Annotated in this window: 13 protein-coding genes and 1 pseudogene; 10 read left to right on the forward strand and 4 right to left on the reverse strand. The window is 68.9% G+C overall.

What is annotated here, in order from left to right; genetic code table 11:
• The first annotated feature begins 557 nt into the window (after positions 1-557).
• Positions 558-941 (forward strand): hypothetical protein, encoded by a 384-nt coding sequence (locus ACFWHU_RS33855; RefSeq protein ID WP_385795569.1) that lies wholly within the window; start codon positions 558-560, stop codon positions 939-941.
• Positions 942-1318: 377 nt separating this feature from the next.
• On the opposite strand, the gene ACFWHU_RS33860 is transcribed toward ACFWHU_RS33855, so the two are convergent.
• Complete coding sequence (locus ACFWHU_RS33860; protein ID WP_385795571.1) at positions 1319-2089, reverse strand: D-Ala-D-Ala carboxypeptidase family metallohydrolase; 771 nt, start codon at positions 2087-2089, stop codon at positions 1319-1321.
• A 48-nt stretch (positions 2090-2137) separates the two neighbouring features.
• Here ACFWHU_RS33860 and ACFWHU_RS33865 point away from each other — a divergent pair.
• From ACFWHU_RS33865 to ACFWHU_RS33880, 4 genes and pseudogenes are all read left to right on the forward strand, one after another.
• Positions 2138-2286 (forward strand): annotated as a pseudogene (locus ACFWHU_RS33865) (IS481 family transposase); the annotation flags it as partial.
• A gap of 347 nt (positions 2287-2633) precedes the next feature.
• Positions 2634-3632: a helix-turn-helix domain-containing protein gene (locus ACFWHU_RS33870; RefSeq protein ID WP_387229690.1), complete on the forward strand. Its 999-nt coding sequence runs from the start codon at positions 2634-2636 to the stop codon at positions 3630-3632.
• 94 nt (positions 3633-3726) lie between these two features.
• A complete protein-coding gene (locus ACFWHU_RS33875; protein WP_387229692.1) occupies positions 3727-4671 on the forward strand; it encodes a hypothetical protein in 945 nt (314 codons plus the stop codon).
• A gap of 55 nt (positions 4672-4726) precedes the next feature.
• Positions 4727-5185, forward strand: a complete 459-nt coding sequence (locus tag ACFWHU_RS33880) for a peptidase inhibitor family I36 protein (RefSeq protein ID WP_385795577.1) — start codon at positions 4727-4729, stop codon at positions 5183-5185.
• A gap of 198 nt (positions 5186-5383) precedes the next feature.
• On the opposite strand, the gene ACFWHU_RS33885 is transcribed toward ACFWHU_RS33880, so the two are convergent.
• Together ACFWHU_RS33885 and ACFWHU_RS33890 are read right to left on the reverse strand one after the other, a co-directional pair.
• A complete protein-coding gene (locus ACFWHU_RS33885) occupies positions 5384-7834 on the reverse strand; it encodes an ABC transporter permease (RefSeq protein WP_387229694.1) in 2451 nt (816 codons plus the stop codon).
• Positions 7831-8523 (reverse strand): ABC transporter ATP-binding protein, encoded by a 693-nt coding sequence (locus ACFWHU_RS33890; protein WP_387229696.1) that lies wholly within the window; start codon positions 8521-8523, stop codon positions 7831-7833. Before ACFWHU_RS33890 ends, ACFWHU_RS33885 begins: the two co-directional genes overlap by 4 nt.
• A 220-nt stretch (positions 8524-8743) precedes the next feature.
• Here ACFWHU_RS33890 and ACFWHU_RS33895 point away from each other — a divergent pair, with 220 nt between their 5' ends.
• The 5 genes from ACFWHU_RS33895 (at position 8744) to ACFWHU_RS33915 (ending at position 12220) form a co-directional block, all read left to right on the forward strand.
• Positions 8744-10042, forward strand: a complete 1299-nt coding sequence (locus ACFWHU_RS33895; RefSeq protein ID WP_387229698.1) for a sensor histidine kinase — start codon at positions 8744-8746, stop codon at positions 10040-10042.
• Positions 10039-10728 (forward strand): response regulator, encoded by a 690-nt coding sequence (locus ACFWHU_RS33900; RefSeq protein ID WP_385795587.1) that lies wholly within the window; start codon positions 10039-10041, stop codon positions 10726-10728. The genes ACFWHU_RS33895 and ACFWHU_RS33900 overlap by 4 nt, the downstream gene beginning before the upstream one ends.
• A 210-nt stretch (positions 10729-10938) precedes the next feature.
• Positions 10939-11127, forward strand: coding sequence for a hypothetical protein (locus tag ACFWHU_RS33905; protein WP_387229700.1), 189 nt, complete (start codon positions 10939-10941; stop codon positions 11125-11127).
• Positions 11124-11330, forward strand: a complete 207-nt coding sequence (locus ACFWHU_RS33910; protein ID WP_387229702.1) for a hypothetical protein — start codon at positions 11124-11126, stop codon at positions 11328-11330. Before ACFWHU_RS33905 ends, ACFWHU_RS33910 begins: the two co-directional genes overlap by 4 nt.
• A gap of 221 nt (positions 11331-11551) precedes the next feature.
• Positions 11552-12220, forward strand: a complete 669-nt coding sequence (locus ACFWHU_RS33915) for a hypothetical protein (protein WP_387229704.1) — start codon at positions 11552-11554, stop codon at positions 12218-12220.
• A 262-nt stretch (positions 12221-12482) separates the two neighbouring features.
• Here the strand turns inward: ACFWHU_RS33915 and ACFWHU_RS33920 are convergent, their stop codons facing one another.
• Positions 12483-13712: a PQQ-binding-like beta-propeller repeat protein gene (locus tag ACFWHU_RS33920; RefSeq protein WP_387229706.1), complete on the reverse strand. Its 1230-nt coding sequence runs from the start codon at positions 13710-13712 to the stop codon at positions 12483-12485.
• Between the last annotated feature and the right edge of the window lie 165 nt (positions 13713-13877).

Below are 13877 nucleotides of genomic sequence, written 5' to 3' on the forward strand. Positions count from 1 at the left end.
GCCACCCCCGCAACTACCTGGCCTTTCTCGGACTCGCCGCCGCCCTCTGCTGCTACAAACGACTACTCAAACTCACCACATAGGACACGGTCTAACACTTACCAAGCTCCTCCCGGCTGAGAGCAGTTCATCGAGCTGTCCGCGTCCCGGACTGCTCCCCAGGAAGCGTGCGAAATGCCGTCTTGCCTCCTCCCAGCGAGGCGTCGCACAGTGGACGAGGAAGAGATTCCCTATGTCCGCGATCGTCCCGGGGTCGGTTCCGGCTTGACGGGGAGCAAGAAGTTCGACACACGCGCCAGATGCGCTTCGGCCTCCGGATTCTGCAGGGAGCGTAGGACGACCGCCTTCTCGTAGTGCCCCCAGGCGTCGTCGGGACTGATTTCGGTGGCGCGGATGAGGTCGGTGAGGGAGTCTTCGAAGCGGTCCATCATCCGATAGAGGGCTACTAGGGTTCGGGGAAGAGTCGACCGAAGAAGGAAGCTGACGGTGCATGACCTGACGCGGTTCCTCCGGGCCCGGCTCGCCGCCGATCCCGACCACCTGGAGGTGTGGCGCCCGTGACCGAGTCGCACATCACCCTGTTCAGCTCCTGCCTGCTGTCCAAGTGGGGCTTCAACGACGGCGACACTCCCGAGTCGTGGCTCGACTGGTGCGAGACCAACGGGATCGACCACACCAAGCTGAAGTTCCCACTCATCGCCCTGGTCCGTAAGCACCTCGAACCTGCCATCGAGCAGACCATCGAGGTCACGAAGATCGGGACGAGTCACAACCCGATTCGTGCACTGAGAGTCGACGGGGTCGACATGGGCAACGTCTGGTACGCCCGCGCGCCCGCGCCCCACCTCACCCCCGACTACGTCACCGTCCCCATGACCGAGGTGCTGCGCCTCGCACTGGAAGAGGCAGGTCTCTCCGAGGCGCCTCGTCACCAGGGCTAGGGTCTGTCGTTTGGATCAGGCCGGATCAGGGAGCGGGGTCTGGTGCGTGCGGTCGCGAGGCGGAGGAGGGAGACAACGCGGAGCGTTGGCGACCGACGACAACGCGGCGGGCGTGCGTGCCAGGGACCGCGAGCCCGGCAAGATCCGAACGACAGGCCCTAGAGCTTTCGGTGGTTTCCGAGGCTTGGCGCTCGTAGCCCGCGCGGAACAGGCCCCCGACCGTTTGGACGGGGGGCTTCGTGCTGCTCGGGTGCCTGCCGCGTGCTGGACTGAGACCGCTCGTCGCGGGAAGCAGCCGCACGGCGCGGCGGGTGCCCGCCCCGGGCCGAAGCACCGGAGCGGGCGTCGCAGGCACGCGCAGTGCGCGGACCGATGGATCACATACCGCAGCTCGGGGCCGACCAGAAGCGGCCGTCGCCACCGGCGACGTGCGTGTGATCGTCGTGACCCGGGTAGCCCGGGCCGAGGATCTCCGTGAAGCCGTGGTTGCGGGCCGCCAGAGCCAGGGCGCAGAAGCCCTGCGAGCCCGCGCCGAGGTCGGCCGCGTGGCCGTACAGGTGACGGCTGTTGGCCGCGCCGCCGACGTTGCTGTTGCAGGCGACGCTGCGGAAGCCGCCGTTGACGGTGATCGGCCTGTCGCCCATGGCGTGGCGCATGGCCTGGAGCTTCCACATGGTGACCAGGGCGTTGGCGCGGGCCGTGGCCGCGCTGACCTTGCCGCCGGACCAGTCGGAGTTGCAGTTGTTCAGCTCGCCGTACTCGAAGTTGACCGGGGAACAGTCGTCGTCCTGAAGCTCGTAGATTTTGCCGAAGGTGGCCGGGCCCGCGACACCGTCGGCGCCGAGACCGTAAGCCGACTGGAAGCGTTGCACCGCGGCCTTGGTAGCCGGGCCGAACTGGCCGTCGATGGCGAGCTGGCTGCCCGAGCCGGGGTATCCGGCGACCCGGATCTGGAGCTGTCGCACGGCTTCGCCGGACGAGCCCTCGCTGAGCGTCCCGCTCCAGGTGTAGCAGCCGTCGGCGGCGGACACCTCGGCTACGGTGGCCGGCGAGGCGTTCGCGACCGCGGGCAGGGCTGTGGGGGCGGCGAGCATCAAGCCGGCACCCGTCAGTACCGACACCAGCACTCTGACAGTACGTGAACTCATGTGGGGGGCTGCCTCTCCTCATTCGTGGCACTGGTTGGAGAGGCATGAGAGTGGCCTTACTCGCAGCCCTTGTCAAGAACACGTCACGGAGCGGTAAATTCCTCCACACCTACAACCACCACCGCTGCCAAACCGCACTCGACGGACACCCGCCCATCACCCGCGTCAACAACCCTCCGGGTCAAGACACGACCTAGGGTCTGTCGTTCGGATCTTGCCGGGGTCGCGGTCCCTGGCACGCACGCCCGCCGCGTTGTCGTCGGTCGCCAACGCTCCGCGTTGTCTCCCTCCTCCGCCTTGCGACCGCACGCACCAGACCCCGCTCCCTGATCCGGCCTGATCCGAACGACAGACCCTAGGGCCGTCGACGCCCCGAGCCGCCGCGCGGACCAGCCCAGCGCCCGCCCCCACGACGAGTGCGCCCCTGTACGCGGCCGTCCGCCCGACACAACTCCTGCTCCAACTCAAACTCCTCGCTTCGCGGCCCCCGGAGACGGTAGAACGGCAGAAACTTTGCCCCAGCAGCGACAGCAGGTGGTGAGTCATGGACGTGATCAGCACCGCCGACGTCTCGGCGGGAGAACGGATGGCGTACTGGCGCGAGATGAGTTCGAAGCTCTGCGCGCCCTACGAACTGCGCTGCGAAAGGGAGTTGGAGAGCGAGTTCCGGGCGCAGGCCGGTATCAGTGACTTCGGCCCGGTGCAGGCGGCCCTGATGACCAGCGCGCGGCACACGGTCCACCGCACGCCCAAGCTCATCCGCCAGTCCGACCCCGAGGTGTTCAAACTGGCCTGCGTCGAGCGCGGCGGCGGCGGGATGACGCAGGACGGCCGGTACACGGAGTTCGGCGTGGGGGATCTGATCCTGTTCGACACCTCACGCCCCTACGAGGCCGAGTTCCAGCGGGACGTTCCCGTAAGCCGGCTGCTTCTCCTGCGCTTCCCGCGCTCGCTGCTGCCCCTGCCGACCCGCGACCTGCGAAGCCTGAGCGGGGTACGCATCCCCGGCGCTGGGGGAATCGGAGGGCTGTCCGCGCAGTTCATGCTGCAACTCGCCCGCCACATGGACGAACTCAGCCCGTCCGACGCCGCCCGGCTGTCCACCCTGACGCTCGACGTGCTGACCATGGCGCTGGCCACCGCGCTGGACGCCGAGCGCACGGTACCGCCCCACACCAGACGGCGAGCGCTGATGGCCCGGATCCACGCCTTCATCCGGGACAACCTGGGCGATACGCGGCTGACCCCGGACGCGATCGCAGCGGCGCACCACATCTCGCTGCGATACCTGCACAAGCTGTTCCAGGAGGAAGGGCACACCGTCGCAGCCTGGGTCCGCGAGCGCCGACTTGAGCAGTGCCGGCGGGACCTCGCCGACCCCCGGCTGGCCGCCCGCCCGATCAACGCGATCGCGGCCCGGTGGGGGTTCGCCAACGCCGCGCACTTCAGCCAGGCGTTCCGCAGCGCGCACGGCCTCTCGCCGCGCCAGTTCCGAGAGCGGTGCGCGACAGCGGCGCCGGGGGCGACTGTGCGCGCTGACTAAAGACCTGTGCGCGCACCGACAACGACAAGCCCGGCCGACCGCCTGCACCCTCTTGTGAGGAAGGAATGTGGCACGAACGAAGGGGGAATCTCTCGTGCCAGGTATACGCGGACGTGTGGTCGTGTCCCTGTGTGTCGTCGCGGCGGCCACCGCGGCGGCGACGATCGGATACGCCGGCGGCAGTGACGGAGTGCGGGCGGCGGAGGACGACCCCCGCCCGCACTCACGACCTCAAGCGCTCACCTGGCAGCAGGACTTGCGCGTCGCCGACGCACGGCAACGCCTGACCAGTCGGTGCATGAACCGCCATGGCTTCAGCTACTGGGAGGACCGCACCCTGACGCTCCGGGAGAGCCGCCCGGTCCGCTACGTCCAGGACGACCTGGCGTGGGCCCGTACGTACGGGTACGGCGGCCGTATCGACGCGAAGAGCGAGCGCGTTCGTGAGCGCAACCCCAACGGCAGCTACCGGCAAGGGCTTTCCGCGGCCCACCGCACCGCCTTCGACATCGCACTCGACGGCGGCGACAGCGCCCGCCTGCTCACGGCGCCGCTGCCGGGCGGCGGAGAGATCCAGAAACGGCTCGGCGGCTGTACGGAGGAGGCCGAGCGTTGGCTGTACGGCGACCCGGCCGAATGGTTCCGTACGAGCAAGATCGCCATGGGTCTCAACTCCCTCTACTCCGCAGACCTCATGAAAGACCGTCAGCTCACCGCGTCCGTACGGGCGTGGGCCCGGTGCATGAAGAGCGCCGGGCAGCCCTACAAGGACCCCCAGGCTGCGCGCGACGCCGTCCGGGTCAACACCGCCCGGCTGGGCGCGGCCCGCGCCGACGAGGCGTTCGCCGCCGAGCGGAAGACGGCCGTCGCGGACGCGGCCTGCGCCCGCGAGACCTCCCTGCGGGCCGTGGCCAAGGCCCGGGAGACGTACTACCAGGACCTCCTGCGCGACCGGTTCGGCGAGGCGCTCGACACCTACCGCCACCTCGGCCGCCGCGCGTACGACCGGGCGGTGCACGTCGTCCCGGAGCGCACCTGACCACCAAGGCACCACCAGCACACCGTCACCGCATCACCAACGAGGGGAAACCATCATGCGTGAATTCATCGTCGCGGCGGCGCTCACCGGCCTCACCGCCCTGGGCATCGCCGCACCGACCACCGCCGCCCACGCGGCCGAAAGCACCGTCGCGGGCCGCGGCTGCGACAGCGAGTGGGGCCCGCGTGACGGCAACATGTACGCCTGGCAGAACCTGGACTGCGAGGGCGCCCTGTTGATCAGGACCTCAGGGAACAGCTCCTACTGGGGAGCCTCGGCGACCGACAAGGCGACATCCGTCATGAACCGCGGCTTCCTGGGCGGCAAGGACATCGTCAAGTTCTACGAGGACATCAACCACAGGGGCGGTCACACCTGCCTCTACCCGGAGGAGCTGTACGCCGACGACGTGACCGACAACCAGTTCCACAACGGCTACGGGGTCAACGACCGCATCACCTCGCACCAGTGGGTGACGGCGACCTCCTGCTCGGGTTCCGGCGTGCTGACCTGACACACCCCGCCCACACACCCAGCCCGAAAGCTGCGGCCCGGGACACCCGGGCCGCAGCAGGCCGGCGCTGGTGCCGGTGCGGCGAGTCCCTCTCAAGAGGGCCTGCCTGGACGGGGACTTCGGCACCTGTGCCTGTATGGGCAGCCCGACCCCGCAGACCTGGCGGATCCGCCCCAGCAGCTCGCCCTCCGCCGGGCGCTACTCGGTGCGCAGTGCCGTGGCCGTACGCGCCCCGGCCGCCCAGCCGGCCGGGATCAGCGCGCCCAGTACCGCGATAACGACCCCGCCCAGCCCCAGCAGGAGCAGCTCAACAGGCTCGTACACATCGAGGACCGGCGACGGCAGACTGGTGCCTGCGGCACGCCCCATCACCGGCATGACGAGGCCGTGCAGGGCGTATCCCGCCGGGACGCCGAGCAGCCCGCCGATCACGCCGGTCGCGGTCACCGAGGCGAGCACGAGGCTCAGGGTCTGGCGTGGCGTCATGCCGATCGCCTTGCAGACGCCCAGGTCGTGGATGCGTTCCCGGGTGTCGAGGACCACGGAGTTGAGGACGCCGAGACCGGCCACGGTGATCAGCATGAGGGTGAGCAGCACCGCCATCGCGGCCATGATGAGGATGACGCCGTCCTGCCCCGGCTCGGAGCCGGTCGTGGCCTCGCCCCCCAGTGGCTGTACGACCGCGGCGACCTTCTGGGCGTACTCGTCGGCGGAGACGCCGGACTTCGTCTCGACGAGGAAGGTGCTGGGCTCGGCCGACTTGAAGTCGGCCATGTCCGCGTGGATCTCCAGTTGGCTGCCAGACGTGTCGAAGGACTCGCCCACGATCCGCAGGTTCGCGCTCTCCTTCCCGTAGGTCACCCGCACCGTGTCACCGAGCCTGGTGCTGGTCCTTTCCAGGAAGCGTGAGGGCACCACGACCTGCCCCTTACCGGTGATCCAGTGCCCGGAGAGCATCTCGTAGCTGCCGGGGCGCGAATCGCCCTCGTAGAGGCTGGCCTGGATCGATCCCGAGACCCCGGCCACGGCGACCTCGGTCTGGGCCTTGCCGTAGTACGACTTCATGCCCGGCTGCGACGTGACGGCGGACCGCACCTTCGCCGGGTCGGCGACCTTGGGCTTTTTGGGCGTGCTCGCCGCGCTGTTTTCCACGGGAGGCGGGCCCGACTCGCTGCCGCCGGGGGGAGGCGGATCTCCCGCGTCACCCCCCACAGGAGGCGGCGGAGGGGGAGCGACTTCCATCGCCTTGGTCGTCGTGACCGTGACCGCGGCACGGTTCTCGGGGTCCTGCGAGGTGCCGATCGCGTTCAGGGACGAGGTCAGCCCCACCGCGAACGTCGCCGCGACGGTGCCGAACGCCACCGCGAGCAGCATCGCGAGGGTACGTACCGGATGTGTGAAGGGGGCGGCGAGACCGTAGGTCACCGGCCGCGGCAGCGGCAGCATCCCCAGCGCCCGGTGCGCCCACCGGCCGCGCCCCGTGCGCGGCGCCCGGCCGACCGCGATGGCCTCGACCGTGCTCAGCCTGCCGGCCCGCAACGCGGGAATCAGCGCCGCCAGCCACACGACGACCAGGGCGGCGGCCGACACGGCGACGTCCACCCACCAGGCCACCGAGAACGAGACGCCGCCGTACACCGACTCGGTGTCGGCCAGCAGCGGCACTGCCAGGAGGTTCCCCAGGACGACACCCAGCGTGATGCCGGCACCGGCCGGGATCAGCGCCTGGGCCACGTAGGCGCGTACGACCTCGCGCGGAGTGAAGCCGATCGCCTTGAGAATGCCGATCCTGCGCAGGCTGGTGCCGACCGCGCCACTGATCACACTGCTGACGATGATCACCGACATCACTATGCCGAGCGCGCCGAAAGCCATCACGAACGGGACGGTCGCCGCCGCACCCTGATCAGCGGCGCGCTTGGTGTCCAGCCAGGACTGGGTCCCGAGCAGCGCCCCGGACTCCACGGAGGCGGCGAGCTTCTTCCGGTCGGCGAGGATCTGCTGCTTCGTGCTCGCGGGGTCGAAGCGGTAGAGCATTTGACTCGTGACCGGGTTTCCCTCCGACGCCAGCGCGTCGACCTGCGCGGGGGCCGCCCAGGCGTCGGCGGTCTTGCTGACCGACACGGCGAAGCCGACGATCGAAAGGGTCGGAGCGTCCTTGGCGTTCGACGTCTTCATGGGGGCGCCGATCCCGAAGGCGGGCCCCTCGAAAGACGCGTCGAGTACGATCTCTCCGGGCTTCTGCGCCCACCGGCCGGACTTCAGATCCACCCGGTCCACGGCGCCGTCCGGTGCCAACCGCCCGACCAAAGTCAGCGTCGGCAGCTGGAAGCCCGACCGGTCCACCGGGCGGACCGCCGTGGACGGGTACGGTCCCGCGCTCGCGGTGACGCCGGGCAGCTTCCCGGTCTTCGCCAGCTGCGCCGCACTCGCCTTGGCCGGATCGAACTGCGCGGTGATGTGCGAGCCCTGCTGCTTCTTGAAGGCCTTGTCAAAGGGTGCGGCCGCGGCGACCATCAGCGACCCGGCGACCACGGCCGAGGCCACGGCCATCATGGTGGCCACGGCGATCACCACGGTCTGCACCCGCCGCCGGCCGACGCCGGAACGTACAACCCGGCCCAGCGCGCCGGTGCCGAACAGGCTCATCGGACGGCCTGCGCGTACGTGTCGAGGTCGACGTGACCGTCGACCAGGTGGATCGTGCGGCTCGCGCACGCCTCCGCCAGCGTCAGATCATGTGTCACCAGCACGATGGTCTGTCCGGCGCGGTGCAGATCCATCAGCAGATCGCGGACGTCGTGGCCCGAGGCGGTGTCGAGCGCACCGGTGGGCTCGTCGGCGAGCAGCAGCGCGGGCCGGTTGACCAACGCCCGGGCGACCGCGACCCGCTGGCGTTCACCTCCGGACAGTCGGCCCGGGTAGGCGCGGGCGTGGTTCTGAATGCCCATCATCTCCATCAGCTCACCCGCGCGGGCCGCGGCCTTGCGCCGACCGGTCCCGGTCAGCTGGGCCGGGAGCTGGATGTTGTCGGTGACGGTGAGGTCGTCGAGAAGATTGAAGAACTGGAAGGCCATGCCGATGTACTCGCGACGGAACTTGGCGAGGGCGTGCTCGCTCAACTGGTCGATCCGTCGCCCGGCCACGATCACGGCGCCGTCGGTCGGCTTGTCCAGGCCGGCGACGAGGTTCAGCAGCGTGGACTTGCCGCTGCCGGAAGGGCCCGTCACGGCAAGGGCCTCACCCTTGGCGACGCCGAGCGTGAGCGGTCCGAGCGCCGGCGCGTCGGCGCTGTCGTAGCGCTTCGCCACACGCTCCAGTTCGATCACTTGCTGCATACGAGTAGTCCGTCCTTGCGGTCGTGAGAGGCACATGCCGTTGTCGGTCCTGCGAACCTAGAAGCGCCGCGTATGGGGCGCGTCGGCCGCGGAACCGACATCAGGCCCTTCCTGCGGAGGATTCGGCCGCGGAGTCATACCTGAGAAGTAGGCCTCTTGGGCAATGCCCTGGTCAGACAGGCGGACGCGGGCCAGGCGCAGAGCGCAGCACAATGCACGGGTGGAGACGGAAGACCGGCGCAGCCGGCATCAGCAACTCGTCGACGCGCTACGCCCGGAGACGAAGGCCGCCCCGCTGTCCCGGCGAGCGGTCCGCGCCGATGTGGTGCTGGCGGTCGTACTGACCGTCATCGCCCTGTTCGTGGCGGTGCGCTATCCCGGCGACGGGCCGGTGAATATCAACCCGCCTACGGTGGACGTCGGGACCGGTGTCCCGGCCCCACCCTCGCCGCCCGACCCTGGCCAGGTGCCCGTGGAGGAAGAACCCTCCTCCGTGCCCTGGTCCCTGGTCGTCCTCTCGACGCTGCCGCTGGCAGCCCGGCGCCGGTATCCGCTGACCTTGTTCGTGGTGGTGCTGGGAGCAGCACTGGTCATCGGCGGCTCCGCCTCCTGGATCACCGTCCTGGCCTGTGTCATCGGCGCCTACAGCGCCGTCGTATACAGCCGTTACCGGATAACCGCGATAGCCGTCCTGGTACTCGCCGCCGCGCTGTCCGGCTTCGCTTTCCGCGACGCGGAACCCGTGCTGCCCGGATGGTCCAGCCCAGGATTCGTGCTCCTGGTGGCAGGGATGCTGGCCAGCCTCGTCCGCTTTCTGCAACTGCGGCTGGCCTCCAGCCGGGACCGGATGACAGAACTGCGGGCCGCTCAGGAGGAGGCCACGCGCCGCGCCGTCGAGGAGGAGCGTGCCCGCATTGCCGCCGAACTGCACGACGTGGTGACCCACAATGTGAGCGTGATGGTGATCCAGGCCGGCGCGGCCCGCAAAGTGATGGACATGGCGCCCGAGCAGTCCAAGGAGGCACTACTGGCCGTCGAGGCGGGCGGTCGGGCCGCCATGTCCGAACTCCGCCACGTGATGGGCCTGTTGGCCGCCCCGGACCACGAGAGGCCCGACAGCCTGGAACCCCAGCCCGGGCTCGCGCAGCTCGACGCGCTCGTCGCACGAGTACGCGCCGCCGGTACGCCTGTGAGCGTCGGGGTGTCGCTGCCGCCGGATCCGCTGCCACCGGGGGTGGACCTCGCGGCGTATCGCGTCGTACAGGAGGCGCTGACCAACACGATCAAACATGCGCGTGGTGCGCAGGCGTCCGTCGCCATCGGCTACACCGACGCCTGTCTGGAGATCGAGATCACGGACACCGGTGGCGCCGAGGATTCTCCGCCGGTGCAGAGCAACGGCCGTGGCCACATGGGGCTGCGCGAGCGGTTGGCCGTCTACAAGGGCGAGCTGACGGCCGGACCGACGCCGGCCGGCGGCTACCGGGTGACGGCCCGCATCCCACGGAGCGCGGTATGACCGCGGACCAGCCACCTCTGCGCGCCGTCATCGCCGACGATCAAGCCCTCGTACGCACCGGTTTCAAGATGATCCTGGCGGCGGACGGCATCGAAGTGACGGCCGAGGCCGCCGACGGGGCCGAGGCTGTCGCAGCGGTTCGCCGTACGCGGCCCGACGTCGTCCTCATGGACATCCGGATGCCGGAGATGGACGGCATCGAAGCCACCAGGCGCATCATCGGCGACGCCGGCCCGGCCGGAACGCGGGTCATCATCCTCACCACGTACGACCTCGACCACTACGTCTACGCCGCGCTCACGGCCGGCGCCAGCGGCTTCCTGCTCAAGGACGTCACCCCCGAACATCTGGTTGCCGCCCTACGCCTGGTGCGGACCGGCGACGCTCTCCTCGCGCCCACGATCACTCGCCGGCTGATCGAGCGCTTCGCCCATCGCGACGAACCGCAGACCATCGCCCCCCACCGCGATCTGTCCGGCCTGACCCCGCGCGAGCTCGAGGTGCTCCGCCTCCTCGCGACGGGCCTCAGTAATGCCGAACTTGCCTCCAGGCTGTTCCTCAGCCCGACCACGGTCAAGAGCCACGTCGGACGCATCCTGTCGAAGCTGGACCTCCGCGACCGTGTCCAGGCCGTCGTCTTCGCCTACGAGACGGGGCTGATCGCCCCGGGCGAGGCGCCCAGATGATTGATTCCGAGGTCAGTGGCCGTCCAGCGCGTATGCGGGCAGGGACATGACCCGCAGGTGCCCGGGACAGCGGTCGGTGGTGGCGCGGCTCTTGCCACCTCGGCGGCAATCTGCCAGGTCAGGGTCGGCAGCAGGTAGCGGGTGTCGTCAACGGTGGTCGCTGCGGCTGCCCCCATGGTCTCCGGGGCCTCGCCGCACCGGGTGGTCACCATGACCGAACCGGCCCCCTTCGTGGCCTGGTTCGTCCGTACCCGGGCCCGGCCCTGCACCCGACTTCGCCAACGCGTCGAAGGGCTCATCGCCGCCGCGGCCAACCGGCCCGATGTCTCCGACACCCTCCCCGCCCGCCCCGCACCCGGCGACCGAAACCTCCACGAGATCGCGAACCACTGCGGATGACGCAGTGGGCTGGGGCCGGACAGTACCGCGTCGGCCCCCACCACACGCTGCCCGGTCAGTCGTCGGCGGCCTGCCGGTCGGCGCGGCGGCAGATCGGGGAACTGATGGGAAAAATGCGCGACTTCGACCAGATGGTCCCAGGCGAGTCCGTCCAGGCCCTGACCACCGAGAAGCCACCCTCAAGCACCGCGTCCAGCAGCTGACCCGGGAACACCGCACGCTGACCGAGCGTCTTGAGGGCGCCCGCTCAAACCTGCGGTTCGCCGAGAAGCACATCGCCGAGCTCGAAATGGGCCTCACGAGGAGGACCTGGCTGACGGCCACGGCGGTGCGTTCCTCGGCCTCCGCTCTTCACTCTCCGCTCTACCGGAGGCACATTCCGTACGCCATAGTTGAACAAGGGAGTCGAGCGGGGGGATCTTTCATGATCGAGCAGGCGTACGTTCAAGCCGTCGACCAGACCACACCGACGATCCAGGCCATCAGGGCTCGGATCTCGCAGGCGGTGGACGCGACGACGGGCCCCGCCCTCGATCGCCTCAAGTTCTGGTTGCAGATGCCGACCGATTCCATGTTCATGGGGATGTTGGACAACGACTGCCAGGTGCGCGCTCAAAGGGTCGGCGCTCTGTTGAGCCCTGGAGCAAGGGGGCTGTACGAGTCCTCGGATCTCTCGGTGCCGTTGGAGATCGCAGGCAAATGGGCCGCTGTCGACGAAGCTGTGAAGGCCGACCGTGCCGTAATCATCAACGGTTCGACCGGACACGTGGGCGGGAGCGAGAGCAAGTTCAACAACAAGCGCAACACCGGTTTTCATGTGATCGTCTTCTTGGCCGTCGGGCAGGAGCCCTCCGGACGCCGTTACTATCTGGGCTTCGACCCGGACGTCAGCGCCACTGCGGAGTCTCGAGCGAAGTGGAAACCGTTGGTCCTCGGTGGCACCGAGGCGAGGGCACAGAAGTTCGATGAAGCGAAAAGCCTTCAGGTCGTCAAGGCCATGATCCTCGGTGACTCGCAGGACGGATTCGGCCCGCTGGTCCGCAAGTACTACGTCGAGACGGACAAGGCCTTCCCTAGGATCGTTCACGCCTGAGCGCGCTCCACGCGGTGACCCGCCTTGGACAACGCTCGGTTTCGCCGGCTCGAACCCGGTTTCTCGGCAACGGCCAAACGGTTCCAGCAAGAGGCCGGTTGTGCATCTCGCGCACGCGGCGGGGGATCGAGGCCTGTTCCTCCGGCCCGCAGCCCCCCGCCCCGGTGGTGGTGGCCGGCACCCGAAACAGCGCATGCCGGCCTGGGGCCTCCGGCTCGGTCGGCGAGGTGATCACAACGCCGCCGTGTCGGGGACGTATCCCCTATGCGGGCAGGGCATGCAGCTTCTTGCCATGCAGCGCGAAGACACGCTTACCGTCGGTGGCCACCAACCACGCGTGAAAGTCACCGGACTTGTCGTTGAAGGTCCAGCGCAGCTCACCGGTCTTGGCGTCGATGGCGACGACACCGCCCTGTTCGTCGAGGCTCGTCGCTCCGTAAAGGACGCCACCCACCTTGACGTACTGCCTGGGCACCTGGACCTCGCCCTTCGCGAGGGCCTTGGACTGCCAGATCTCCTTGCCGGTACCCGGCTCGAGGGCCCGCAGAGTGCGGTCGCTGTCGGCGATGTAGAGCACGCCCTCCACGACGGCCGGCTCCTTGAACGTGGTGAGGCGCTCGGTCTTCATGGACCACTTCTCTCTGCCGTCAGACAGGTTGAAGGCCTGAAGCGTCTGTCCCTGCGGGACGATCACCAGATCCTCGTGCACAGCGAAGAAGCCGTAGTTCGTCTTTGTCGTCTTGTGTGTCCACACCTGCGAACCGGTGGCCGTGTCGCGCACCGTGAGGTTCTTCTTGAAGTCGGTGTACACGAGATAGCGGCCCTTGACGGCGGCGTGGATCCCCATCTCCATGGTGCCGAGGTCGCGCTGTTCACTCCACGCCACCTTGCCCGTGGAACTGTTCAGCGCGGCGATCACGTTGGTCCGGGACGAGCCGTCGTCCTCCAGTATCTCGGCGATCACATACACCTGCTTGTCGTCCACCGCCATCGGCTTCGGCTGCCGGTAGCCCTTGCCCAGGTGGCTGCGCCAGGTCTCCCTGCCCGAAGCCGGGTCGTAACCGGCGACGGAGCCGTCGTACTTGCCGCTGGCCAGGTACAGCGTGCCGTTGCCGACCAGCATCGGCGCACCGGGGACCGCACCGCTCTCCAGCGCCCACCGCTCCTTGCCGGTTGCCGCGTCGAAGGCGACGAGCGGATCACCGCTCGCGATCACCACGCCTCCCACGGCCACGAGTTCGTCGTTGTCACCGTAGGTCTGTGCCGAGGTCGACTTCGTCCACTGCGGCTCGGGAGCCTGTCCGGCCCCGCGGGCGTCGCCCCCGGAAGGCTTGTCACCCTCGGATACTTCTGAGCCCCCCGCCTCCGCCGCGTCCTCGCGGCAGCCTGCCGTCCCGGCCGTCAGGACTGCCAGCGTGAGACCGCCCCCGGCCAGCCTCAATACTTGCCGCCGAGAAGACCTGCCACCTGACGCACTGATTCCCATGGCCATCTCGCCGTACCCCCGTTGAGTCGTAAAAGCAGAAACATGCACAGACCGATGCCATACCGTCCTACGGCCCTGCGACCATGAACGTTAGTCACCGCCGGGCGCTACGGGGGATGCCGTGAACCAACCGGGACAACGCCGTGGACCAACCGGGACATCATCCCCGCA

The sequence above is a fragment of the Streptomyces sp. NPDC060366 genome, from assembly GCF_042725135.1.
In the GTDB taxonomy this organism is placed as follows: domain Bacteria; phylum Actinomycetota; class Actinomycetes; order Streptomycetales; family Streptomycetaceae; genus Streptomyces.

Bases quoted from the DNA above. Each gene is read 5' to 3' on its own strand.
- ACFWHU_RS33860 (WP_385795571.1), bottom strand. From the start codon at position 2,089: ATGAGTTCACGTACTGTCAGAGTGCTGGTGTCGGTACTGACGGGTGCC.
- ACFWHU_RS33870 (WP_387229690.1), top strand. From the start codon at position 2,634: ATGGACGTGATCAGCACCGCCGACGTCTCGGCGGGAGAACGGATGGCG.
- ACFWHU_RS33880 (WP_385795577.1), top strand. From the start codon at position 4,727: ATGCGTGAATTCATCGTCGCGGCGGCGCTCACCGGCCTCACCGCCCTG.
- ACFWHU_RS33885 (WP_387229694.1), bottom strand. From the start codon at position 7,834: ATGAGCCTGTTCGGCACCGGCGCGCTGGGCCGGGTTGTACGTTCCGGC.
- ACFWHU_RS33890 (WP_387229696.1), bottom strand. From the start codon at position 8,523: ATGCAGCAAGTGATCGAACTGGAGCGTGTGGCGAAGCGCTACGACAGC.
- ACFWHU_RS33900 (WP_385795587.1), top strand. From the start codon at position 10,039: ATGACCGCGGACCAGCCACCTCTGCGCGCCGTCATCGCCGACGATCAA.
- ACFWHU_RS33905 (WP_387229700.1), top strand. From the start codon at position 10,939: ATGACCGAACCGGCCCCCTTCGTGGCCTGGTTCGTCCGTACCCGGGCC.
- ACFWHU_RS33910 (WP_387229702.1), top strand. From the start codon at position 11,124: ATGACGCAGTGGGCTGGGGCCGGACAGTACCGCGTCGGCCCCCACCAC.
- ACFWHU_RS33915 (WP_387229704.1), top strand. From the start codon at position 11,552: ATGATCGAGCAGGCGTACGTTCAAGCCGTCGACCAGACCACACCGACG.
- ACFWHU_RS33920 (WP_387229706.1), bottom strand. From the start codon at position 13,712: ATGGCCATGGGAATCAGTGCGTCAGGTGGCAGGTCTTCTCGGCGGCAA.